The sequence below is a fragment of the Streptomyces sp. NPDC001393 genome (assembly GCF_053597455.1).
Genome location: NZ_JBSFIH010000010.1, coordinates 148,368 through 172,482 on the forward strand (window position 1 = coordinate 148,368; position 24,115 = coordinate 172,482).

The following is a 24,115-nucleotide window of genomic DNA, read 5'->3' on the forward strand; positions in this document are numbered from 1 at the left end:
TTGGGGGCAGTTCCGTCCTCGGCCGGTAAGGAATGCCGACCGTCACTCCCCCGTCGCGCTCTCCGCGGCCGCCGGCACGTCGATCTCCCGCCAGAACCCCGCCCGAATGGCGTAGCGGTCGTGCTCGTCGATCTGGTCGTCCTTGTGGGCGAGCAGCCCGAACCGCGCGGCGTACCGCAGCAGCTCTCCGTCGATGCGGTGCGGGATGCGGGGATACAGCTGCGAGAGCCGCTGCAGATGGCCCTGGTCGCCGAGCCGGGACATCCACCGGCGGGCGAAGACCTGTCCCACCTCGTACGGGTCGCCGCCGACGGTGGTGATGTCCTCCTCGCGGTCGGCCCACCGCTGCTCCGCCGTGGTGAGCTGGGCGAGCGTCGGCATGGCGGCGACCTCGGGCGGTTCGGCGACCGCACCGGGCCGGTCCACCCAGCCCTTGTCGGAGGACCAGCGCAGGGTCGCGGTCGCCGGGTGCTGGACGGGCTGGGCGCCGGGGGCGCGCAGCGCGGCGAGGTCCTTGGGGGTGGGGACGCCCTTGTGGCCGGTGGCCCGCTCCTGGTTGCCGTTCTCCGTCACCGCCGCCGGCCTGGGCGCGCCCTCGTCGGCCGGCCGCTCGGCCGCCGCGAGCGCGGACTCGGGCAGCGGGGCGGAGAGGATCGCGGCGATCTCGGGCCGGGGCACGGGCGGCGGGGCGCAGACGCCGGTCAGTTCCTTGGCGCGGACGGCCTGGGTGATCCAGGCCCGGTCCAGCACGCGCCGCTCGTCGGCCTCGGCGACCAGGTCCTCGGACTGGTTGTAGTCGCCGTCGGCGGCCTGTACGGCCCACAGGTGGACGGCGACGCCGTGCTCCTTGGCGGCCATCATGCCGGGCAGCAGATCGCCGTCGCCGGTGACGAGGACGACGTCGGAGCAGGCGCGGTTGCGGGCCAGCTCGGTCAGCTCGGCGTGCATGGCGGCGTCCACGCCCTTCTGTGCCCAGCGTCCGTCGCTGCGGGTGAGGGCGCCGAGCCGGACGGTGACCCGGGGCATCACGCGCAGCCGGCGATGCTCCGGTTGGGGGACGCGGTCGGGGGCGCCGTCGAACCAGTAGATGCGCAGCAGCGGGCGCTCGGTCTCCGACTCCGCGCGTACCCGCAGCGCCTGGATCAGCGCGGTGTGGTCGACGGTGATGCGGGACCGCGAGGGCTCACCGGCGAGGAGGCTGGCGGCGGCGCCCAGCAGATACCCGGCGTCCACCAGGACGATGCAGCGGTCCACGCGACTCACCCTCTTCCCGGGAGGTTTTGCTTCGGACTTCCTTCGAGTCTGCCCGACGGCGCGGGGGTTAACGGCCCGAACTCGATCTTCGGCGTGGCGTTTCCGGATCCCGCGCACCCACCTCCCCTGTCACACACGGTAATTATCCGACATGCGATTGATGTCAGCGTATGTGAATCTGGTCCCGGCCCTGGCCCCTAGATCCCCCACAGGAGGCAGATCACCATGGCCAAGAACAAGAACCGCAAGCAGGCAGGCCCGCAGAACCGCGCGTCGCAAGCCGAGCAGAGCCACGAGCACGCGCAGCGGCAGACGGAGGCCCACGAGTCGCCGGTGTCGCACATCCAGGGCAGCCCCGCGGATGTTGCCGGCAAGAAGCGGAAGAGCTTCGGCCACAACTAAAGGGCAGTTGAAGCCCAGGCACGCAGGAGGGGCGCACCCTTGACGGGTGCGCCCCTTCGCGTGTGCTGGGGCGTGGTGCGGCGTCAACCGGCCAGGCAGGACGGGCCGAGCAGCACCTTCAGGTCGCCGAAGAGCGCGGGGTCGGGCTTGACCCGGTGCCGGTCCAGGCGGAGCACGGTGGTCTTGCGCGGGCCCTGGAGCCTGATGCGTACCTCGCTGTCGCCCTTGTGGTGGCTGAGGATCTCGCCGAGGCGGCTGACCATGGGCGGGGTGACCCTGGTGGCCGGGATGGTGAGGATCACCGGCGCGTTGGTGCCCGCGTTGGACAGGTCCGGCACCATCAGTTCCATGGCGACGAGCCGGGGCACGTCCTCGCGCTTGTCGAGGCGTCCCTTGACGAAGACCACGGCGTCCTCGACGAGTTGGGTCGAGATGAGCTGGTAGGTCGCCGGGAAGAACATGCACTCGATGGAGCCGGCGAGATCCTCGACGGTGGCGATGGCCCAGGCGTTGCCCTGCTTGGTCATCTTGCGCTGCAGGCCGGAGATGATGCCGCCGATGGTGACGACCGCGCCGTCGGCGTGCTCGCCCCCGGTGAGCTGGGCGATGCCCGCGTCGGCCTTGTCGGCGAGGACGTGTTCCAGGCCGAAGAGCGGGTGGTCGGAGACGTACAGACCGAGCATCTCCCGCTCCTGGGCGAGCAGATAGGTCTTGTCCCACTCGTCGGGGGAGAACTCCACGTCGAGCCCGAAGCCGGGTTCGCTGCTGGTGTCCTCGCCCATGCCGCCGAAGAGGTCGAACTGCCCCTCGGCCTCCTTGCGCTTGACCGCGACCACGTTGTCGATCATCGGCTCGTACTGGGCCATGAGCCCCTTGCGGGTGTGGCCCATGGAGTCGAAGGCGCCGGCCTTGATGAGCGATTCGGTGGTGCGCTTGTTGCAGACCACGGCCTCGACCTTGTCGAGGTAGTCGGGGAAGGAGGTGTACTTCCCCTTCGCCTTGCGGCACTTGATGATCGACTCGACCACGTTGGTGCCGACGTTGCGGACGGCGGAGAGGCCGAAGAGGATCACGTCGTCGCCCTGGGCGGCGAAGTTGGCCTCGGACTCGTTGACGTTCGGCGGGAGGACGCGGATACCCATGCGGCGGCACTCGTTGAGGTAGACGGCCGACTTGTCCTTGTCGTCCTTGACGGAGGTCAGGAGCGCGGCCATGTACTCGGCGGGGTGGTTCGCCTTGAGGTACGCGGTCCAGTAGGAGACCAGGCCGTACGCGGCGGAGTGCGCCTTGTTGAAGGCGTAGCCGGCGAAGGGGACCAGCACGTCCCAGAGCGCCTGGATGGCCTCGTCGCTGTAGCCGTTCTTGCGGGCGCCGGCCTGGAAGATGGTGAAGTTCTTCGCCAGTTCCTCGGGCTTCTTCTTGCCCATCACGCGGCGGAGGATGTCGGCCTCGCCGAGCGAGTAGCCGGCGATGATCTGGGCGGCCTTCTGCACCTGCTCCTGGTAGACGATCAGGCCGTAGGTGACGTCCAGGACCTCCTTGAGCGGCGCCTCCAGCTCGGGGTGGATCGGCGTGATCTCCTGCTGGCCGTTCTTGCGCAGCGCGTAGTTGGTGTGGGAGTTCATGCCCATCGGGCCCGGCCGGTACAGGGCCGACACGGCGGAGATGTCCTCGAAGTTGTCGGGCTTCATCAGCCGCAGCAGGGACCGCATGGGGCCGCCGTCGAACTGGAAGACGCCGAGGGTGTCGCCGCGCTGGAGCAGCTCGAAGGTCGTGGGGTCGTCGAGCGGCAGGGACAGCAGGTCGATGTCGAGGCCCTTGTTGGCCTTCACCATCTTGACCGCGTCGTCCATGATCGTGAGGTTGCGCAGGCCCAGGAAGTCCATCTTCAGCAGGCCGAGCGACTCACAGCTCGGGTAGTCCCACTGGGTGATGGTCACGCCGTCGGTGTGCCGGACCCAGACCGGGACGTGCTCGGTGATGGTCTCGCTGGACATGATCACGCCGGCGGCGTGCACGCCCATCTGCCGCACCAGGCCCTCCACACCGCGCGCGGTGTCGATGACCTTCTTCACGTCCGGCTCGTTCTCGTACATCCCGCGGACCTCGCCGGCCTCGCTGTAGCGCGGGTGGCTGGGGTCGGTGATGCCGGACAGCGGGATGCCCTTGCCGAGGACGTCGGCGGGCATGGCCTTGGTGATGCGGTCGCCCATCGCGTACGGGTAGCCCAGCACGCGCGCGGAGTCCTTGATCGCGTTCTTGGCCTTGATGGTGCCGTAGGTACCGATCATGGCGACCTTGTCGGCGCCGTACTTCTCGGTCACGTACCGGATCACCTCGACGCGCCGGCGCTCGTCGAAGTCGATGTCGACATCGGGCATCGAGATGCGCTCGGGGTTGAGGAAGCGCTCGAAGATCAGGCCGTGCGGGATCGGGTCGAGGTCGGTGATGCCCATGGCGTAGGCGACGATCGAACCGGCCGCGGAGCCTCGGCCGGGGCCGACGGCGATGCCGTTGTTCTTGGCCCACATGATGAAGTCGGCGACGACGAGGAAGTAGCCCGGGAAGCCCATCGAGATGATGACGTCCATCTCGTAGTCGGCCTGCTTCTGGCGGTCCTCGGGGACGCCGCCCGGGTAGCGGCGCTCCATGCCGCGGCGGACCTCCTCCTTGAACCAGGTGACCTCGGTGTAGCCCTCGGGGATGTCGAACTTGGGCATGAGGTCGCGCTTCTCGAACATGCCGTCCGTGTCGACCATCTCGGCGACGAGGAGCGTGTTGGCGCAGCCCTGCTGCCAGGCGTCCGAGGAGTCGATGGCGTACATCTCGTCCGTGGACTTCAGGTAGTAGCCGGTGCCGTCGAACTTGAAGCGGTCCGGGTCGGAGAGGTTCTTGCCGGTCTGGATGCACAGCAGGGCGTCGTGGGCGCCGGCCTCGTGCGCGTAGGTGTAGTGCGAGTCGTTGGTGACCAGCGGGGGGATGCCGAGCTTCCTGCCGATCTCCAGCAGGCCGTCACGGACCCGGCGCTCGATCTCGATGCCGTGGTCCATCAGCTCCAGGAAGTAGCGGTCCTTGCCGAAGATGTCCTGGTAGTCCGCGGCGGCCTTGAGGGCCTCGTCGAAGTGGCCGAGGCGCAGCCGGGTCTGCACCTCGCCCGAGGGGCAGCCGGTGGAGGCGACGATGCCCTCGGACCACTGGGCGATGGTCTCCTTGTCCATCCGGGGCCACTTCTGCAGCCAGCCCTCGGCGTAGGCGTCCGAGGAGAGGCGGAAGAGGTTGTGCAGGCCGGTCTTGTTCACGGCCCACATCGTCTTGTGGGTGTAACCGCCGGAACCGGAGACGTCGTCCCGCTTCTGGTGCGGCTGGCCCCAGAGGATCTTGCGCTTGTTGCGCCGGGACTCGGGGGCGACATACGCCTCGATCCCGATGATCGGGGTGATTCCGGCCTTCTTCGCGGAGTGGAAGAAGTCGTACGCCCCGTGGAGGTTGCCATGGTCGGACATGGCGATGTGCGTCATGCCCATCTCGTTGCAGGCCTCGAACATGTCCTTGAGCCGCGCGGCACCGTCCAGCAGCGAGTACTGGGTGTGGACGTGCAGGTGCGTGAAGGGCGGCTTTGACACGGTATGGCCTCCAACGGAAACAGTAGGCGGCGAGCGGGCGGACAGTTCTGGGGTCAGCGCCCGAGTCTATGCCCCGGGACTGACACTCGCGGGCGTCATCCGCGTACCTTCATGCGGGAACCGGGCACTCCCGCGTGGCGTCGCCCGTTGGAGACGGCAGAAACGCCGTCGTACAGGTCATGCACGTCAATGCACCAGAAGATGCACCAGAAGATGCACCAGGAGGCACCCAGCGATGTCGGTCCACCGGCTCAACGACGAGCAGCGCGGCGAGGAGATCCTCGCCGTTTTCGACACCGCCTTCGGCCGGCTCCTGGCCGCCGACCCGGCCGCGTTCCGGGTGAAGTTCCGGAAGATGGCGGCCTCGGCCTTCGCGTTCTACCGGGGCACGGCGTGCCTCTTCTACCACGACCTGGACGCTGAGAAGCGCGGTGGCCCCTTCCTGGACGACCGCACCTCGCGCGTGTGGATCCACGGCGACCTGCACGCGGAGAACTTCGGCACGTACATGGACGCAGGCGGCCGCCTGGTCTTCAACGTCAACGACTTCGACGAGGCCTACGTCGGCCCGTTCACCTGGGACCTGAAGCGCTTCTCGGCGTCGATCGCGCTCATCGGGTACGCGAAGGCGCTCAGCGACGAGCAGATCACCGAGCTGGTGCGGATCTACGCGGGGTCGTACCGCGAGCGCATCCACGCCCTGGCCACGGGCGCCAAGAGCGACGAGGTGCCGCCGTTCACCCTGGACACCGCCGAGGGCCCGCTGCTGGGCGCCCTGCGCGCCGCCCGGTCGCTGACCCGCTTCGAGCTGCTGGACTCGATGACGGAGATCCGGGACTTCGAGCGCCGCTTCGCGCCGGGCGGCGGCTCCATCGAGCTGGACGCGGCCACCCGCTACAAGGTCCTCGCGGCCTTCGACGGCTACCTGGAGACCCTGCCGGACTCCTCCCTGGCCCGCCCGGACTCCTACCGCGTGAAGGACGTCGTCGGCCGCCGCGGCATCGGCATCGGCTCGGCCGGCCTGCCGTCGTACAACATCCTCCTGGAGGGCCACAGCGACGCCCTGGAGAACGACGTCGTGATCTACATCAAGCAGGCCCAGACCCCGGCCGTCTCCCGGCACATCACGGATCCGGCCATCGCGGAGTACTTCCAGCACGAGGGCCACCGCACGGTGATCTCCCAGCGCGCCCTGCAGGCGCACGCCGACCCCTGGCTGGGCTGGACCGAGCTGGACGGCGCCGGTCAGCTGGTGGCCGAGGTCTCGCCGTACGCCGTCGACCTGGACTGGGGCGACATCGACGACCCGGAGGAGATCGCGCAGGTCGTCGCCGACCTCGGCCGGGCCACGGCGACGATGCACGCGGCGGCGGACGACACCTCCGGCGAGTCCCTGGTGCCGTTCTCCACCGAGCGGGCCATCGACGCGGCCCTCGCCGCCGACGAGGAGGGCTTCGCACCCCTCCTGGTGGACTTCGCGCACGGCTACGGCGCACGCGCGCGTGCCGACCACCAGATCTTCGTCGACCTGTTCCGCAACGGCCGGATTCCGGGGCTGTAACCTTCGCGCACTCACAGGCACCCTTTAGGGGTCTCTTAACCGGCCACGTGTCAGACTCTTCTCTCGCTATGGACATATCCGGGACCCAGCTCAGAGCCGTGCGCGCGGCGCTGTTCACGGCCTTCGTCGTGACGCTCAGCACCGCGTCGCACGTGCTGCTGTCCCGGGCTCCCCTGCCGGTGGCGACCGTGCTCGCGGTCGCCACCGGAGTGTTCGCCGCCGCGTATGCGCTGGCGGGCCGCGAGCGCGGCTTCAGCCGGATCGCGGCCCTGCTGATCCCGCTGGAGCTGTCCGCCGACACGGTCTTCACCACCGGCCAGAACACCTGTTACGGCAGTGCGGGCGGCCCGGTGGCCGGCCCTCTGCACGCGTTCGGCTTCGACGTGCTGTGCCGGGGCGGTGCCGTCGGCTCCCCGCTGGCCCGGATGGCCGGGGCCCACGGCCGTACCGAGGCACTGTTCGCGCACGCCAGTCCGGCGGCCGCCTGGCTGCTGCTCGCCGCGCACGTCGGCGTGGGCCTGGTCGCCGCCGCCTGGCTGCGCCGGGGCGAGCGGGCGCTGGTGCAGCTGCTGCGCGCGGTGGCCGCCACCACCTTCCGGCCGCTGCTGCTCGCGGTCGCCGCGGTCGCCGTCCGGCTGACCCCGGCCCGTCGGCTGCCGCGCCCGGCCCCCCGCCGGGCCGCCGCCCGCGACCGGCTTCTCGTGCACTCCGTGGGACGGCGTGGACCGCCGTGCTCCCCCGCCCTCGCCGCCGGCTGAGCGGCGGGGCCTGAGCCTGAGCACACCCAGTCCCCCACACGTATCCCGCGTACGGCATGTGCGCGTCCCACACGGAGATCACCGATATGAGCAAGCGGAACAGCCAGACGGCGAAGACGGCGGCCCGGGAGCGGCTGCGCCAGGAGCGCGAGCGGCAGGCCAAGCGCGACAAGACCAAGCGGCAGGTCATCGTGGCCGCCTCGGTCGTGGCCGTGCTGGCCGCGGCCGGCGGCATCAGCTATGCCTTCGTCCAGGCGAACAAGCCCACCGGGTGGGACGCCGCGAAGACCAAGCCGCTCGTGAAGCCGGCCAACACCACCGGCGCCGACGGCACGACCGTCGTCATCGGCAAGAGCACCGCCCAGAAGACCCTCACCATCTACGAGGACCCGCGCTGCCCCGTCTGCGCGCAGTTCGAGCAGACCGTCGGATCGACGGTGAAGAAGGACATAGACGACGGCAAGTTCAAGCTCCACTACGTCGGCGCGACCTTCCTCGACAAGAACCTGCCCGGTGTGGGCTCCAAGAACGGCCTCAGCGCCCTGGGCGCCGCGCTCAACGTCAGCCCCGAGGCGTTCCTGGAGTACAAGGCCGCGATGTACTCGGCGAAGTGGCACCCCGACGAGAACGACGACAAGTTCAAGGACGACGCCTATCTGATCCAGATCGCCGACACGGTGCCCGCCCTGAAGGGCAACTCGCAGTTCCAGAAGGACGTCAAGAACGGCACCTACGACCGGTGGGCGCTGGAGGAGTCCAAGATCTTCGACAAGGACGGCATCCAGGGCACCCCGACGCTGAAGATGGACGGCAAGACGCTGACGGGCTCCGACGGCAAGAACCCGCCCATGACCGTGGCCGAGTTCAACACGGCCCTCAGCGCGGCGCTCAAGGGCTGACGTCCCGGCGGAATCCGATCTTCCAGTGAAGAGCGGGCGAACATTGGGAGTTCGCCCGCTCTTCGCTTCGTACCGGCCAGTAACCTGATCGGTCGTGACCAGTCGAATCAGATCACTTTCGGCCACCGAAGGCCCCACTTCGTTCTCACCTCGCCGCCGTACGGTCGTCAAGGCCGCGGCGGCGAGCGCTGTACTGGCCGGCCCGCTCGCCGCCGCCCTTCCGGCCCGTGCCACCGGCCAGGCCCCCGCCTTCCTGCACGGTGTCGCCTCCGGAGACCCGCTGCCCGACGGCGTCCTGCTGTGGACCCGGGTGACTCCGACGCCCGAGGCCGCCCCCGGCTCCGGGCTCGGCCCGGACACCGAAGTGAGCTGGGTGGTCGCCAGGGACAAGGCGTTCACGAACGTCGTCGCCAAGGGCACCGTCACCGCCACCGCGGCCTCCGACCACACCGTGAAGGCCGACGTCCGCGGCCTTGCACCGGCGACCGACTACTGGTTCCGCTTCTCCGCCGGCGGCACCGACTCGCCGGTCGCGCGCACCCGCACCGCGCCCGCTGCGGGCGCGAACGTGTCCGGGCTGCGCTTCGGCGTGGTCACCTGCGCCAACTGGGAGGCCGGCTACTTCGCCGCCTACCGCCATCTCGCGGCCCGGGGCGACCTCGACGCCTGGCTGCACCTCGGCGACTACATCTACGAGTACAAGTCCGGCGAGTACGCGGCCCGGGGCACGGTCGTACGGCAGCACGCCCCGGCCAACGAAATCATCACGCTCGCCGACTACCGGATCCGGCACGGCAAGTACAAGACCGACCCCGACCTTCAGGCCCTGCACCTGAAGGCGCCGGTCATCGCGATCTGGGACGACCACGAGTTCGCCGACAATGCCTGGTCGGGCGGCGCGGTCAACCACACCGAGGGCGCCGAGGGCACCTGGACCGCCCGCAAGGCGGCCGCCAAGCAGGCCTACTTCGAGTGGATGCCGGTCCGTCCCGCGATCGAGGGCACCACCTACCGGCGGCTGCGCTTCGGCAGGCTCGCCGATCTGTCCCTGCTGGACCTGCGCTCCTTCCGCTCCCAGCAGGCGTCCGCCGGCAGCGGCTCGGTCGACGACCCCGGCCGGACGATCACCGGCCGGGCCCAGCTCGACTGGCTGAAGGCGGGGTTGAAGGCCTCCGACACCAAGTGGCGGCTGGTCGGCAACTCGGTGATGATCGCTCCGTTCGTCGTCGGCTCGCTCACCGCGGACCTCCTCAAGCCGCTCGCCAAGATGCTCGACCTGCCGCAGGACGGCATCGGCGTCAACACCGACCAGTGGGACGGCTACACCCACGACCGCCGCGAACTCCTCGACCACCTGCGCTCGAACGGCATCGGCAACACCGTCTTCCTGACCGGTGACATCCACATGTCCTGGGCCAACGACGTGCCGGTGGACGCGGGCACCTACCCGCTGTCGCCGTCGGCGGCCACCGAGTTCGTCATCACCTCGGTCACCTCCGACAACCTCGACGACATCGTCAAGGTGCCCGAGGGCACGGTGTCCGCGGTCGCCGCACCGCTCATCGAGGCGGCCAACCGGCACGTCCACTGGGTGGACACCGACCGGCACGGCTACGGCGTGCTGGACATCACCGCCGACCGCGCGCAGATGGACTACTACGTCCTGTCCGACCGCACCGACCCGAACGCCACCTCGAAATGGGTGCGCTCCTACCGCACCCGCAGCGGCACACAGAAGGTCGAGCGGACCTACGCCCCGGTGTGAGCGGCGAGGACGCCGGTGACCGGCGGCTACTCGGACCGCAGGCCGTCGAGGAAGCCGAGCGCCACCCGCCAGGTGGCCTCGGCGGCCTCGGCGTCGTAGTCCGGCAGCCCGGGATCGGTGTAGAGGTGCCCGGCGCCGGCGTAGCGGTAGACCTCCACATCGGCTCCGGCCCGGCCCATCTGCAGATACCAGGCGGTCAGCCAGTCGTCCGTCTCGAACGGGTCCGGCTCGGCCACATGCAGCTGCACCGGCAGCTCCTCCACGTGCGCCGTCGGCGCGATGTCCGACGTGCCGTGCAGAAGCAGCAACCCGCGCGCCTTGTCGTCGCCGAGGGCGAGGGTCTGGGCGATCGAGGCGCCGAGCGAGAACCCGGCGTACACCAGCCCGCGGTCCGAGTACGGGGCCGCCGCCAGCACGGCCCGCTTCAGCAACTCCTCCTTGCCGAGCGACTCATTGAACTCCATGCCCTCCTCGACGGTGTCGAACGTGCGCCCCTCGAAGAGGTCCGGCGTCCACACCTCGTGGCCGGCCGCGCGCAGCCGGTCCGCGGCCTCGCGCACCGCGGGCCTGAGGCCGTAGGTCGAGTGAAAAAGCATGATGTTCATGAGGCCATGGTGCCAGCCGGTGCGACACCGCCGGAGCCGCCGTACCCGGGAACACGCCGAACTCACATGTTCATGGCCGCGCGGCACCGGTTAGGAGCGCAGGCATGGAGAACCTAGTCCGTCCTGTGATCGTGATCGGCGGCTCGGTCCTGCTCACCCTGGCGATCGGCTGGGCCACCGACCGGCTGCTGCGCAAGGCCGACGAACGCGACCACGACTCCCCGCTGTGGGGGCTGCTGCGCCGCGGCCGCATCCCCTACCAGCTCGTGCTGTGCGCCGCGCTGCTCCGCGGCTCCTACGACCAGGCGAAACTGCTGGAACAGCACCAGGCCGGCATCGGCCGGGCACTGACGCTGGTGCTGATCGGCTCCGCCGCCTGGCTGGTGATCCGGATCGCCTCGGCGGTCGTCGAGACCACCTACAGCCGCTACGCCCGCGCGCACCGGGATCCCGCCCGGGTGCGCAGGGTGCGCACCCAGGTGGAGCTGATCATGCGGGTCGTGTCCGCGATCGTCATCGTCGTCGCGATCGCCTCCATGCTGCTGACGTTCCCGGCGATGCGCGCGGCCGGCGCCTCGCTGCTGGCCTCGGCGGGCATCCTCGGCATCGTGGCCGGTGTCGCCGCCCAGTCGACCCTGTCCAACATGTTCGCCGGGCTGCAGATCGCCTTCGGCGACATGGTGCGCATCGGCGACACGGTCGTCGTGACCGGCGAGTGGGGCACGGTCGAGGAGATCACCCTGACCTTTCTGACAGTACGGACCTGGGACGAGCGCCGGATCACCATGCCGGTGTCGTACTTCACCTCCAAACCTTTCGAGAACTGGTCGCGGGGCAGCCCGCAGATGACCGGTACCGTCTTCTGGCACCTGGACCACAGCGCGCCCGTCGAGGCGATGCGCGAGAAGCTGCGCGACATCCTGCGCGAGTGCCCCTCATGGGACGGCCGCGCCTACAGCCTCGTGATGACGGACAGCACACCGAACACCGTCCAGGTGCGCGCCCTGATGACCGCGAAGGACTCCGACGACATCTGGGCGGTACGCGTCGCGGTGCGCGAGCGGATGATCACCTGGCTGGCGGCGGAGCACCCCTACGCGCTGCCCCGGGTCAACACCGCCGATGCCGTGCCGCGTCCCTCGGAGCCCGTCAGTGTCCCCGCTCCGCACCGCCGTTGACCTGGATGACCTGCGAGGTGATGTGCCCGGCGCCGGGCGAGGCCAGCCAGTGCAGGGTCGCGGCCACGTCTCCCGGTGTCCCGGCGCGGCCGGTCGAGGTCTCGGCGATGAGCTGCGCCCGCCGCTCCGGCGTGGGGCCGGCGCCGAAGAACTCGGTGTCCTCGACGTAACCGGGCGCGACCACGTTCACCGTGACACCACGCGGCCCCAGCTCCCGGGCCAGATCGTGGGCGTACGGGTGGAGCGCGGCCTTGGACGCCGCGTAGGCCCCGCTGCCCGAACCGCGGTAGGCGGCGATGGACGAGAGGAACAGCAGCCGGCCGCCCGGTTCGGCGAGCCGGTCCTTCAGGGCCTCGGTGAGGAGCACGGCCGTCAGCGTGTTGAGTCTGAAGTTGTCGGACCAGGTGTGGGCCACCCGTTCCAGGAGGTCGTCGCCGCCGGCCGGCGGATGCTGGCCACCGGCGCCTCCGGCGCTGTGCACGAGCACGTCGACCGTGCCGAGTTCCCGGGCGACGAGCCCGGCCACGCGCCGTACGTCCGCCGGCTCGGTCAGGTCCGCCGCGCAGGTGAGGGAGCCGGGCACGCCGGCCTTCTCCAGCACCTCCGCGCGCCGCCCCAGCAACAGGACCCGGTCGCCGTCCGCCGCGAACGCCTGCGCCGTCGCCAGCCCGATGCCCGTTCCGCCACCACTGATCACGATGTTGCGAGTCATGATCCGAGAGTAGGAGCGCGCCACCGCAGATGCCGGGATTTATCCACAGGTCCGGCACATTCATATGACTTTCCATCCACAGGGCTCACCGCAGACTGCGCACGTCGAGATGCCGGAGCACCCGGTCCACGATCTCCGGATCCGCGCCCGGCTCGCTCCGCGCCGCCAGGACCGCGTGCCGCGCCGCGCTCAGCATCTCGTTCTGGATGTTCCGGATCCGCCGCAGCCGCTTGGCCCGCTGGTGCTGCGCCTCCCGCCGCTCCTCCTCCCCCATGTCGGGACTGATCCGGATGCCGATGTCGAAGGCCCGCCGCAGCATCTGCTCGGACAGTTCCTCGGGCAGCTCCTCCACCTGTTCGATCTCCCGCAGCCTGCGCTTGGCCGCCTTTGCGGCCCGCACCGCCAGCTCCTTCTCGAACTCCTTCTCCCGCTCGGAGTCGGCGCGCACGCCGAGCCACCGCACGAGAGACGGCAGCGTGAGCCCCTGCAGGACCAGCGTGACGATGATGACCCCGAAGGCGATGAAGATGATCTCGTCGCGGTCGGGGAACGGGGAGCCGGCATCGGTCCTCAGCGGGACGGCCAGCGCCAGCGCCACCGAGGCCACCCCGCGCATCCCCGACCACCACATCACGACGGTCTCCCGCCAGCTGACCGGGATCTCCTCGTCGTAGTCCCGCCGCGCGTGCAGCCGCTTGGTCAGCCAGGTCGCGGGCAGCAGCCACGCCAGCCGTACGACGACCACCACGCCGGCCACGGCGGCGGCCCAGCCGAGCAGCTCGCCCCAGCGCCCCTCGGCCGTGCGGACGGCGTTGTGCAGTTCGAGGCCGATGAGCCCGAACGCCACCCCGGTGACCAGGGTGTCGATGATGTCCCAGAAGGTGTGCCCGGCCAGCCGGGTCATCACGTCGTCGGCGTCCGTGGCGTACTCGGCGAGGAACAGTGCGGTGGTGAGCACCGCGAGCACCCCGGAGCCGTGCAGCTTCTCCGCGAGCACGTAGGAGGCGTACGGCACCAGCAGGGTCATGCCGATCTGGAGGGTCGGATCGCCCAGCAGGTCCATGAGCCTGTTCGCGCCCCAGCCCAGTACCAGGCCCACGGCCAGCGCGACGACGGCGGACAGCACGAGGTCCACCCCGGCCCTCCACGCCGAGAACGAGCCGCTCACGACCGCGGCGATCGCCACGTGGTAGAGCACGATCGCGGTGACGTCGTTGAACAGCCCCTCGCCCTCCAGGATCGACACCAGGCGGCGCGGCAGCCCGAGCTGCCCGGCGACACTGGTCGCGGCGACGGGGTCGGGCGGGGCGATCAGCGCGCCGAGCGCGAAGGCGGCGGCGATCGGCAGCCCCGGCACGATGGCGGTGGCGACGAACGCCACGCACACCATCGTGACGAACACCAGCGCGACGGCCAGCAGGAGGATCGGTCGGACGTTGGCCGCGAACTGCCGCCAGGAGGTGCGCCGTACGGCGGCGTAGAGCAGCGGCGGAAGGAGCCCGGGCAGGATCAGCTCGGGCGGGATGGCCACGTTGGGCACGAAGTCGGCCACCGCGAGGGCACCGCCGAACAGGGTCATCAGCACCGGCGCCGGCACCCTGAGCCGGTCCGCCACCGGGACGCTCACCAGGGCGCCGAGCAGCAGGACGAACAGCAGGGCCAACTGATCCACGGCCGGCGCTCCGGGAGTCGACGATCACACGGCAGGCCTCAAGACTGCCATCCGGCCGGCGGCGACGCCCGTCGCCACGGGGGCGCCTCACACGGCCCGCGGGGCACGCCGCAAGGCCCGCAAGGCCCACGGCCAGCGCCCCGAACGCCTACAGGGCGCGGCGCATCGCCCGGTGCGGAATGCCCGCGTCCGGGAACTCCGGGCCGTACGCCGCATAACCGAGCCGCTCGTAGAAGCCCAGCGCCTGGGTCTGTGCGTGCAGGTCCACCGCGGTGAGGCCACGCGCGCGTGCCGCGTCCTCGATGGCCCGCACCAGGGCCACGCCGACGCCGAGACCCCGGGCCGCACGGGCCACGGCGAGCCGCCCCAGGGAGCCCACCGAGGCGTCCCCGCCGGTCTTCGCCGCCGCGGCCTCGCCGTGCAGCAGCCGCCCGGTGCCGAGCGGCACTCCGTCCTCGCGAACCGCCAGCACATGCACGGCGACCGCGTCGTAGGCGTCGTACTCGATGGTCTCGTCGACGCCCTGCTCCACCACGAAGACCTCCTTGCGGACCCCGAAGCAGGCCTCGAGGTCGGCGGGGTCCTCGGCGATCCGGACGGTGTACGGCGCGCTCACGCGTACGTCTCCTCGCGGACCTGGTCGAGAGCCTGCTGCAGGTCCTCGGGGTAGGCGCTCTCGAACTCCGTCCACTGGCCGTCCCCGGGGTGCTCGAAGCCGAGGCGCACGGCGTGCAGCCACTGGCGGGTCAGGCGCAGCCGCTTGGCGAGGGTGGGGTCGGCGCCGTACGTCAGGTCGCCGACGCAGGGGTGGCGGTGGGCGGACATGTGGACGCGGATCTGGTGGGTGCGGCCGGTCTCCAGCTTCACGTCCAGCAGGGAGGCGGCACGGAACGCCTCGATGAGGTCGTAGTGCGTCACCGAGGGCTTGCCCTCGGCCGTGACCGCCCACTTGTAGTCGTGGTTCGGGTGGCGGCCGATCGGCGCGTCGATCGTGCCGCTCGTCGGGTCCGGGTGGCCCTGGACCAGGGTGTGGTAGCGCTTGTCGACCGTGCGCTCCTTGAACTGGCGCTTGAGCGAGGTGTACGCCCGCTCCGACTTGGCGACCACCATCAGGCCCGAGGTGCCGACGTCCAGGCGGTGCACGATGCCCTGGCGCTCGGCGGCGCCGGAGGTGGAGATCCGGTACCCGGCGGCGGCGAGACCGCCGATGACGGTGGGGCCGCTCCAGCCCGGCGACGGATGCGCGGCCACGCCGACCGGCTTGACGATCACGACCACGTCCTCGTCGTCGTGCACGATCTCCATGCCCTCGACCGGCTCGGCGACCACCTGCACCGGCGCGGGCGCCTGCGGCATCTCGACCTCGAGCCAGGCACCCCCGCGCACCCGCTCGGACTTGCCGACCACCGAGCCGTCGACCTGGACCTTGCCGGCCGCGGCCAGCTCCGCCGCCTTGGTGCGGGAGAAGCCGAACATGCGGGAGATGGCGGCGTCGACGCGCTCGCCCTCCAGGCCGTCGGGCACGGGCAGGGTACGGATCTCGGGAAGCGTGCTCACCCGTCGAGTATGCCGGACGGGTGGCACCGGCCCGCACGAGCCTGTGGACAACCGCCTGCGGGCGGCGCCGGCCTCAGTCCTTGTGGACCGTGCCGTCCGGGTCCAGGCCCCGGAAGGACAGCAGGACGATCAGTATGCCGCCGCACACGATGGCCGAGTCGGCCAGGTTGAACACGGCGAAGCCCTTGGGCGCGATGAAGTCCACGACCTTGCCCTCGAAGACACCGGGCGACCGGAAGATCCGGTCGGTGAGGTTGCCGAGGGCGCCGCCCAGCAGCAGGCCCAGCGCGATGGCCCAGGGGTAGCTGTAGAGCTTGCGGGCCAGGCGGATGATCACCACGATCACGGCCGCGGCGATCAGGGTGAAGATGACCGTGAAGGCCGCACCGAAACCGAAGGCCGCACCCGGGTTGCGGGTGGCGTTCAGCTCCAGCCAGTCCCCGACGATCCTGATCGGCTCGTGGCCCTCCAGCTTGGCGACCACGAGCAGCTTGCTGATCAGGTCGAGGGAGTACGCGAACGCGGCCACCGCGAACAGCAGGGCGATCCGGCGCCCGCGACGGCCCCTGGCCCGCGCCGGGTCCTGCTGCTCGCCGCCGTCGTCCGGGGTGTCCGGCGTACCGATGATGCGCTCCGCCTCTGCCACGTGAGTCCCTCAACCTAGGTGCCTGACTGAGGACGAGACTACGGCACGGCCCCGCGCAATCAGGAGCGGCGTTCCTGCTTCTGCTTGCACTCGACGCACAGCGTGGCCCTGGGGAAGGCCTGCATCCGGGCCTTGCCGATGGGGTTGCCGCAGTTCTCGCACAGGCCGTAGGTACCCGCGTCCAGCCGCTCCAGGGCGTGCTCGTTCTGGATCAGCATCTCGCGCGCGTTGGCGGCGAGCGCCAGCTCGTGCTCGCGCGTGATGTTCTTGGTGCCGGTGTCGGCCTGGTCGTCTCCCGCGCCGTCCCCGGAGTCCCTCATCAGGCCCGCGAGGGACGCCTCGGAGGAGCTGATCTCGGCGCGCAGCCGCTCCACCTCGGACAGCAGCTCGGCACGGGCCTCGGCGACCTCTTCCGGAGTCCAGGGGTCCTCGCCGGGGCGCACCGCCAGCTCACCGGGCTCCGCCGCGGCGACCCGTGCCTTGGGAACGGCGGTCTCCGCCGTGGCCGTGCCAGGAGTCTTCTTCGCAACCACTGTCGTGGCTCCCGTCTGCTTCGCGGCCCGCGCCGCGCCCGCCTTCTTGGCCCTGCTCGTGTCGGCCGCCTCCGGGGAGACGCCCTCCGCGGCCGCCTGCCCGCCGCCGGCCTTCCTGGCCGGCGCCTTCCTGACGGCCGTGTCCGCCGCCGCTCCCTTCGCCGCCGGCTTCTTCCCGCCGGTCTTCTTCGCCGCCGGCGTCTCTCCGCCGGTCTTCTTCGCCGCGGCCTTCTTCGCCGCCGTCTTCTTCGCCACGGCCTTCTTCGCCGCCGCCTTGGCCGCGGCCTTCTTCGCCGCCGCCTTGGCCGCGGCCGCGTCGCCCACCGCCTCCTTGACGGCGGCCTTCCTGGCCGGAGCCTGCTTGGCCGCGGCCTTCTCGGCCCGGGCGTCCTCGGCATGGGCGTCCTCGGCGGCGGTCTTGCGCACAGCTGCCTTCCTGCCGGCCATCGCCACTCCGTCCGCCCTCTTGGCGGCCGCAGCCGTCTTCCTCCCGGCCGCCTTCTCAGGAACCGTTCCCTTGACCGTCTCCCGCGCCGGAGCCGCCCGGGCGGCCGACTCCCTGGCGGCAGTCTTCCTGGCCGCGGCCTTCTTCGCCGTGGCCTTCTCTGCCGTGGCCTTCTTTGCGGCCGTTTTCCCGGCGGCCGGTTCCGTCTGCTTCCCCCTGGTGCCCTTTCCCCCGGTCACCCTCTTCTTCCCGGCCATTTCCCTGGCCTCACCGCCGGAGACAGCCGCGCCGGGAGCGGCCGCGCGGGAGGCGGCCGCACCCCCGCGCCGACCGGTCGCCGGCTGCTGTACGGCGGTCCTTTTCGCCACCATGGCCGCGACCCCTTCACATATTGTGATGTTGCTCGCGAATCGTGCTGGGACGATAAATCGACTTGAGTCCCGCGGCAACGGGGCACACCGCCCGATTCGCCCGCCCGCACCCCCGCGCAGCGGGCCTGCATCCGTTGTGCCCAGCTCCCCGCCGGGTAATCCGCCGGGCCCGGCCTGCCCGAACCCGAGCGCCCGCCCCCTGGCCATTCGGGTCACCCAGGACCGTCACGCGGCCGGCGGGCGCACCGCACGGAAAAGCGGTCGGCCGCTGTCCGCGCGGCGCCGTACACTGGGCGGAGCGAAAAGCGTGGATGGGGACGAGTAGCGGCGTACGCAGCCCAGAGCGACCCGGGGACGGTGTGAGCCCGGGGGCGAGCGCGACGTGAAGATCACCCCGGAGCCGCCGGAAGAAAGCCGCAGCCGATGGGCGACGGCGAGTAGAACCGGCTTCGCGACCCCAATGAGGGGGCCCACCGGCGTGTACGGCGCGACGGAGGGCCAAGGAGGGTGGTACCGCGGGAGCGCGCCGCACACGGCGTAGGCAGGATCGAAGGCTCTCGTCCCTCCGACGGAAGGCAGCAAGTCCGTTGGAGGATGCTCGCAGATGACAGCGCCGACGTACCGCCAGGTGCCCGCACAGGTCGACCTGCCCGCTCTTGAGCACGCCGTGCTCGACTTCTGGCGCGAGCAGAAGGTCTTCGCCAAGAGCCTGGAGCAGTCCGAGGGCCGCCCGGAATGGGTGTTCTACGAAGGCCCGCCCACCGCCAACGGCATGCCCGGCGCCCACCACATCGAGGCGCGCGTCTTCAAGGACGTCTTCCCGCGCTTCCGCACCATGCGCGGCTACCACGTGGCCCGCAAGGCCGGCTGGGACTGCCATGGCCTGCCCGTGGAGCTGGCCGTCGAGAAGGAGCTGGGTTTCTCCGGCAAGCAGGACATCGAGGCGTACGGCATCGCCGAGTTCAACGCCAAGTGCCGCGAGTCCGTGACCCGGCACACCGACGCCTTCGCCGAGCTGACGACCCGCATGGGCTACTGGGTCGACCTGGACGACGCCTACCGGACCATGGACCCCGAGTACGTGGAGTCGGTCTGGTGGTCGCTGAAGGAGATCTTCACCAAGGGCCTGCTGGTCCAGGACCACCGTGTCGCCCCCTGGTGCCCGCGCTGCGGCACCGGTCTGTCCGACCACGAGCTGGCGCAGGGCTACGAGACGGTCGTCGACCCGTCCGTGTACGTCCGTTTCCCGCTCACCTCCGGTCCGCTGGCGGGCGAGGCCGCGCTCCTGGTGTGGACGACGACCCCCTGGACCCTGGTGTCCAACACGGCGGTCGCCGCGCACCCGGAGGTCACCTACGTCGTCGCGACCAACGGCGAGGAGAAGCTCGTCGTCGCCGAGCCGCTGCTCGCCAAGGCACTCGGCGAGGGCTGGGAGCCGACGGGGCAGACCTTCACCGGTGCCGAAATGGAGCGCTGGACCTATCAACGTCCGTTCGAGCTGGTGGAGTTCCCGGCTCCGGCCCACTACGTGGTGAACGCCGACTACGTGACCACCGAGGACGGTACGGGTCTGGTCCACCAGTCCCCCGCCTTCGGTGAGGACGACCTCAAGGTGTGCCGCTCCTACGGCCTGCCCGTCGTGAACCCGGTCCGCCCGGACGGCACCTTCGAGGAGGACGTCCCGCTGGTCGGCGGCGTCTTCTTCAAGAAGGCGGACGAAAAACTCACCGAGGACCTCCAGCAGCGCGGTCTGCTCTTCCGGCACGTCGCGTACGAGCACAGCTACCCGCACTGCTGGCGCTGCCACACCGCGCTGCTCTACTACGCGCAGCCCTCCTGGTACATCCGCACGACGGCGATCAAGGACCGCCTGATCCAGGAGAACGAGAAGACCAACTGGTTCCCGGAGACGGTCAAGCACGGCCGGTACGGCGACTGGCTGAACAACAACATCGACTGGGCGCTGTCCCGCAACCGCTACTGGGGCACCCCGCTGCCGATCTGGCGCTGTGAGGACGACCACCTCACCTGCGTCGGCTCCCGCGCGGAGCTGACCGAGCTGACCGGCACCGACCAGTCGAACCTGGACCCGCACCGCCCGTACATCGACGAGGTCACCTTCGCCTGCCCGCACGAGGGCTGCGCGGCGACGGCCACGCGCGTGCCGGAGGTCATCGACGCCTGGTACGACTCGGGTTCGATGCCGTTCGCGCAGTGGGGCTACCCGTACAAGAACAAGGAGCTGTTCGAGAGCCGCTACCCGGCGCAGTTCATCTCCGAGGCGATCGACCAGACCCGCGGCTGGTTCTACACGCTGATGGCCGTCGGCACGCTGGTCTTCGACAAGTCGTCGTACGAGAACGTCGTCTGCCTGGGCCACATTCTGGCCGAGGACGGCCGCAAGATGTCCAAGCACCTGGGCAACATCCTGCAGCCGATCCCGCTCATGGACCAGCACGGCGCGGACGCGGTGCGCTGGTTCATGGCGGCCGGCGGCTCCCCGTGGGCGGCCCGCCGGGTCGGCCACGGCACCATCCAGGAGGTCGTCCGCAAGACCCTCCTCACGTACTGGAACACGGTCGCCTTCCAGGCGCTGTACGCCCGTACGTCGAACTGGGCGCCCGGCGCCGCCGACCCTGCCCCGGCCGAGCGCCCGCTGCTGGACCGCTGGCTGCTCTCCGAGCTGCACGCGCTCACCGACCAGGTGACGCAGTCCCTGGAGGCGTACGACACCCAGCGCGCCGGCAAGCTGCTGTCCGCGTTCGTCGACGACCTGTCCAACTGGTACGTCCGCCGTTCGCGGCGCCGGTTCTGGCAGGGCGACAGGGCCGCGCTGCGCACGCTGCACGAGGTGCTGGAGACGGTCACCAAGCTGATGGCGCCGATCACCCCGTTCATCACCGAGCGGGTGTGGCAGGACCTGGTCGTGCCGGTGACCCCGGGCGCGCCGGAGTCCGTGCACCTGGCCGCCTGGCCCGAGGCGGACCTGTCCTCCATCGACCCGGAGCTGTCGAAGCAGATGGTCCTGGTCCGCCGGCTGGTGGAGCTGGGCCGGGCCACGCGCGCGGAGTCGGGCGTCAAGACGCGTCAGCCGCTGTCCCGCGCGCTGATCGCGGCGACCGGCTTCGAGTCCCTGGACCCCGAACTGCACACGCAGATCACCGAGGAACTGAACGTCACCTCGCTGGCATCCCTGTCCGAGGTGGGCGGCTCCCTTGTGGACACCACTGCCAAGGCCAACTTCCGGGCGCTGGGCAAGCGATTCGGCAAGCGGGTGCAGGACGTGGCCCGGGCGATCGCCGCCGCCGACGCGGCCGCGCTGTCCCTCGCACTGCGTGAGGGCACGGCGTCGGTGGAGGTCGACGGCGAGACAGTGACCCTCGCTCCCGACGAGGTGATCATCACCGAGACCCCGCGCGAGGGCTGGTCGGTGGCCTCCGACTCCGGTGCCACAGTGGCGCTCGACCTGGAGATCACCGAGGAGCTGCGGCAGGCGGGCCTCGCCCGTGACGCGATCCGGCTGATCCAGGAGGCCCGCAAGAACAGCGGGTTGGACGTGGCCGACCGGATCGCGCTGCGGTGGACCTCGACGGATGCCGCAGTCGTCGCGGCGCTCACCGAGCACTCCGAGCTGATCGCCGAAGAGGTTCTGTCGACGGACTTCCAGCAGGGCGAGGCCGACGACAGCTTCGGTGAGCCGTTCACCGACGAGGGACTGTCTCTCACGTTCCGGCTGCGCAAGGCGTAAGCGCCGAGCGGTTCGCGAAGGGCCCGGTCTCCACTGAGGAGGCCGGGCCCTTCGTGCACAGCCGAGTGATGCAACCCGCGTAAAAAGGGCGGGCCCCCAGGACCGAAGTCCAAGGGGCCCGCCCTGTTGAGCGCTGCCGACGCCGTTGTCGTACTAGTGCCCGGTGCTCAGTTGTCGTCCTCGTCGATCAGGAACCCACGCATCGGCGAGGGTGCCTGGCCCATCGGGGACGGGCCCTGCGGGCGGACCGGAGCCATGGGCTGGGTCATGGCCGGGGTCATCTGCTGCTGGCCGCCGTAGGACGGGGCGGACGGGCCGGGGTTGCCGCCCATCGTCTGGTTGCCGCCGTAGGACGGGGCGCTCGCGCCGGCCGGAGCCATGGAGGGCGCCGGGGACGGCGGCAGCGACGCAGTGGCCGGGGTGCGCGGCGGGGCCAGGGAGTCGTCGGCCTGGGTCTCCAGCTGGCGCAGCTGGGACTCGAGGTACGACTTCAGGCGCGTGCGGTACTCGCGCTCGAAGCCGCGCAGGTCCTCGACCTTGCGCTCCAGCGTGGCGCGGGCGGACTCCAGGGAGCCCATCGCGACGCGGTGCTTCTCCTGCGCGTCCCGCTCCAGGGCGTCGGCCTTGGCACGGGCGTCACGCTCCAGACCCTCGGCGCGGCTGCGGGCCTCGCCGACGATCTTGTTGGCCTCGGAGCGGGCCTCGGCGATCGCCTGGTCGGCGGTCTGCTGGGCCAGCGAGAGGACGCGGGCGGCGCTGTCGCCACCGGGGCCCTGACCGGGGCCGCCCATCGGGCCACCCATGGGGCCGCCCATCGGGCCGCCCATCTGCTGCATGGGCGGCTGGCCGCCCATCGGGCCCTGACCCATCGGACCCTGGCCCATCGGACCCTGGCCCATCGGGCCGGGACCCTGCGGGCCGCCCTGACCGCCGGGGCCGGCGGGCAGCTGCGGGGCGCCGCTCGGCAGCTGGGGCGGGCCACCCATGGGGCCGCCCATCTGCTGCTGCGGCGGGCCCGATATGCCGGCGGGTACCGGCGCACCGGGACCTCGCATGCCCTGCTGCTGCGGGTGCGGCTGCTGGTCCTGCTCCGGCGGGCCCTTGCGCATGTTCTGCTGGTTCTGCGCGGCCGCACGGGTCGCCGCGGCCAGCTTGGCGCGCAGGTCCTCGTTCTCGCGGAGCAGACGGGTCAGTTCGGCTTCGACCTCGTCGAGGAAGGCATCGACCTCGTCCTCGTCATAGCCTTCTCGGAGGCGGACGGTCGTGAACTGCTTGTTCCGCACGTCCTCGGGGGTCAACGGCATCTCTTCACCTCAACGTAGTCATCGGCAGTCGGCAAGACCGTATCGTCCATCCTCATCCTCCGAAGCTCCCCGTGATGGACAGGAGGATGTAGACGATGATCATCAGTACGAAGAAGGACAGGTCGAGCGCCACGCCCCCGAGACGCAGCGGCGGGATGAACCGCCGCAGAAGCTTCAGCGGTGGATCGGTGACAGTGTAGGTGGCCTCCAGTACGACCACCATCGCCTTGCCGGGTTGCCACGAGCGGGCGAACTGGAACACGTAGTCCATGACCAGCCGGAAGATGAGCACGACGAGAAACGCCAGCAGCGCGGTGTGGACCACCGTGATGAACACGCTCATGGCCTGCGCTTCCCTCTCCCCTGCTCCATGCTCTTGCGAGCTCTTCCGAACTTCGATCCGGTTGTGCGTCTCAGCTCTGGTTGAAGAACCCGCCCTCTGCGATGCGGGCCTTGTCCTCCGCCGTGACATCGACGTTAGCAGGAGACAACAGGAACACCTTCTGCGTCACCCGCTCGATGCTGCCGTGAAGACCAAACACCAAACCGGCCGCAAAGTCGACAAGTCGCTTCGCGTCTGTGTCATCCATCTCAGTCAGATTCATGATCACCGGGGTGCCCTCACGGAAGTGTTCCCCGATGGTACGGGCCTCGTTGTAGGTCCGGGGGTGAAGCGTGGTGATCCGGTAAGGCTCTCGCTCGGACACAACCTTGGGCATGATCACCGGTGCGTTCTTCTCGAGGGACTGACGTTCTTGTGTGATGGATGCCACGGGCGCGATCCGCGCCGGACGTCCGGATTCCGCGGCGAGAGCAGTCGAACGGGCCACCGGCTCGCGCGGCGCGGGCGGTTGCACGATTCGCACCTCTTCGTCCCTTTGGGACTGATGTGCACTGTGCGGTTGGTGTGAAGATTCGTGCCGTCGGTGATCCCGTTCGGGTTCCGGGTCCAACTCGGGCTCGAAGTCGTCGTCGGGGTCGAATCCGCGGCCGTCGTACCCATCGTCCTCCACGAGGCCGAGGTAGACCGCCATCTTGCGCATCGCGCCGGCCATGCTCTGAGTCCTCCGCTCTGTGGTGGA

19 protein-coding genes are annotated in these 24,115 nt (G+C 70.3%); 7 read left to right on the forward strand and 12 right to left on the reverse strand.

All coding sequences use genetic code 11. The features are described 5' to 3' along the window. Positions 1-42: 42 nt before the first annotated feature. Positions 43-1,254 carry an NYN domain-containing protein gene (locus ACWC2T_RS14665; RefSeq protein WP_450670725.1) on the reverse strand — a complete coding sequence of 404 codons (1,212 nt, stop codon included), beginning with the start codon at positions 1,252-1,254 and terminating at the stop codon, positions 43-45. Positions 1,255-1,479: 225 nt separating this feature from the next. Here ACWC2T_RS14665 and ACWC2T_RS14670 point away from each other — a divergent pair, with 225 nt between their 5' ends. Further along, the gene (locus ACWC2T_RS14670; RefSeq protein ID WP_351209271.1) at positions 1,480-1,656 is read left to right on the forward strand and encodes a hypothetical protein; all 177 of its coding nucleotides are present in this window, start codon (positions 1,480-1,482) and stop codon (positions 1,654-1,656) included. A gap of 83 nt (positions 1,657-1,739) precedes the next feature. Here ACWC2T_RS14670 and dnaE read toward each other — a convergent pair whose 3' ends face one another. Continuing rightward, complete coding sequence (gene dnaE / locus ACWC2T_RS14675; protein ID WP_450670726.1) at positions 1,740-5,279, reverse strand: DNA polymerase III subunit alpha; 3,540 nt, start codon at positions 5,277-5,279, stop codon at positions 1,740-1,742. 235 nt (positions 5,280-5,514) lie between these two features. On the opposite strand from dnaE, the gene ACWC2T_RS14680 reads away from it, so the two are divergent. The 4 genes from ACWC2T_RS14680 (at position 5,515) to ACWC2T_RS14695 (ending at position 10,262) form a co-directional block, all read left to right on the forward strand. Beyond that, on the forward strand, positions 5,515-6,840 hold the full coding sequence (locus ACWC2T_RS14680) for a DUF2252 domain-containing protein (RefSeq protein ID WP_450670727.1): 1,326 nt from the start codon (positions 5,515-5,517) through the stop codon (positions 6,838-6,840). Between the two features lie 68 nt (positions 6,841-6,908). Beyond that, entirely contained in the window at positions 6,909-7,598 is a 690-nt protein-coding gene (locus tag ACWC2T_RS14685) for a hypothetical protein (RefSeq protein ID WP_450670728.1), read from the forward strand. Between the two features lie 86 nt (positions 7,599-7,684). Beyond that, complete coding sequence (locus tag ACWC2T_RS14690) at positions 7,685-8,497, forward strand: thioredoxin domain-containing protein (RefSeq protein ID WP_450670729.1); 813 nt, start codon at positions 7,685-7,687, stop codon at positions 8,495-8,497. 94 nt (positions 8,498-8,591) lie between these two features. After that, positions 8,592-10,262 carry an alkaline phosphatase D family protein gene (locus tag ACWC2T_RS14695; protein WP_450670730.1) on the forward strand — a complete coding sequence of 557 codons (1,671 nt, stop codon included), beginning with the start codon at positions 8,592-8,594 and terminating at the stop codon, positions 10,260-10,262. Between the two features lie 26 nt (positions 10,263-10,288). Here ACWC2T_RS14695 and ACWC2T_RS14700 read toward each other — a convergent pair whose 3' ends face one another. Continuing rightward, a complete protein-coding gene (locus tag ACWC2T_RS14700) occupies positions 10,289-10,867 on the reverse strand; it encodes a dienelactone hydrolase family protein (RefSeq protein ID WP_450670731.1) in 579 nt (192 codons plus the stop codon). A gap of 104 nt (positions 10,868-10,971) precedes the next feature. Between ACWC2T_RS14700 and ACWC2T_RS14705 the strand changes: the two genes are divergently transcribed. Then, a complete protein-coding gene (locus ACWC2T_RS14705) occupies positions 10,972-12,045 on the forward strand; it encodes a mechanosensitive ion channel family protein (RefSeq protein WP_450670732.1) in 1,074 nt (357 codons plus the stop codon). Here ACWC2T_RS14705 and ACWC2T_RS14710 read toward each other — a convergent pair. From ACWC2T_RS14710 to ACWC2T_RS14735, 6 genes are all read right to left on the reverse strand, one after another. Further along, on the reverse strand, positions 12,017-12,757 hold the full coding sequence (locus ACWC2T_RS14710) for an SDR family NAD(P)-dependent oxidoreductase (protein ID WP_450670733.1): 741 nt from the start codon (positions 12,755-12,757) through the stop codon (positions 12,017-12,019). The two genes, ACWC2T_RS14705 and ACWC2T_RS14710, sit on opposite strands and share 29 nt — an antisense overlap. Positions 12,758-12,842: 85 nt before the next feature. After that, entirely contained in the window at positions 12,843-14,429 is a 1,587-nt protein-coding gene (locus ACWC2T_RS14715) for a Na+/H+ antiporter (RefSeq protein ID WP_450670734.1), read from the reverse strand. A 148-nt stretch (positions 14,430-14,577) separates the two neighbouring features. Next, entirely contained in the window at positions 14,578-15,045 is a 468-nt protein-coding gene (locus ACWC2T_RS14720) for a GNAT family N-acetyltransferase (RefSeq protein WP_450670735.1), read from the reverse strand. Then, complete coding sequence (locus tag ACWC2T_RS14725; protein WP_450670736.1) at positions 15,042-15,986, reverse strand: RluA family pseudouridine synthase; 945 nt, start codon at positions 15,984-15,986, stop codon at positions 15,042-15,044. The genes ACWC2T_RS14720 and ACWC2T_RS14725 overlap by 4 nt, the downstream gene beginning before the upstream one ends. A gap of 73 nt (positions 15,987-16,059) precedes the next feature. After that, entirely contained in the window at positions 16,060-16,632 is a 573-nt protein-coding gene (lspA, locus tag ACWC2T_RS14730; RefSeq protein ID WP_450670737.1) for a signal peptidase II, read from the reverse strand. A gap of 59 nt (positions 16,633-16,691) precedes the next feature. After that, positions 16,692-17,981, reverse strand: a complete 1,290-nt coding sequence (locus ACWC2T_RS14735; RefSeq protein ID WP_450670738.1) for a TraR/DksA family transcriptional regulator — start codon at positions 17,979-17,981, stop codon at positions 16,692-16,694. A gap of 604 nt (positions 17,982-18,585) precedes the next feature. On the opposite strand from ACWC2T_RS14735, the gene ileS reads away from it, so the two are divergent. Continuing rightward, positions 18,586-21,729, forward strand: coding sequence for an isoleucine--tRNA ligase (ileS, locus tag ACWC2T_RS14740; RefSeq protein WP_450670739.1), 3,144 nt, complete (start codon positions 18,586-18,588; stop codon positions 21,727-21,729). Between the two features lie 167 nt (positions 21,730-21,896). Here ileS and ACWC2T_RS14745 read toward each other — a convergent pair whose 3' ends face one another. The 3 genes from ACWC2T_RS14745 to ACWC2T_RS14755 all read right to left on the reverse strand — a co-directional run bounded on the left by ACWC2T_RS14745 (position 21,897) and on the right by ACWC2T_RS14755 (position 24,088). Then, a complete protein-coding gene (locus ACWC2T_RS14745) occupies positions 21,897-23,033 on the reverse strand; it encodes a DivIVA domain-containing protein (RefSeq protein WP_450670740.1) in 1,137 nt (378 codons plus the stop codon). A gap of 52 nt (positions 23,034-23,085) precedes the next feature. Beyond that, a complete protein-coding gene (locus ACWC2T_RS14750) occupies positions 23,086-23,376 on the reverse strand; it encodes a YggT family protein (RefSeq protein ID WP_450670741.1) in 291 nt (96 codons plus the stop codon). Between the two features lie 70 nt (positions 23,377-23,446). Next, positions 23,447-24,088, reverse strand: a complete 642-nt coding sequence (locus ACWC2T_RS14755; protein ID WP_450670742.1) for a cell division protein SepF — start codon at positions 24,086-24,088, stop codon at positions 23,447-23,449. Positions 24,089-24,115 lie beyond the last annotated feature (27 nt).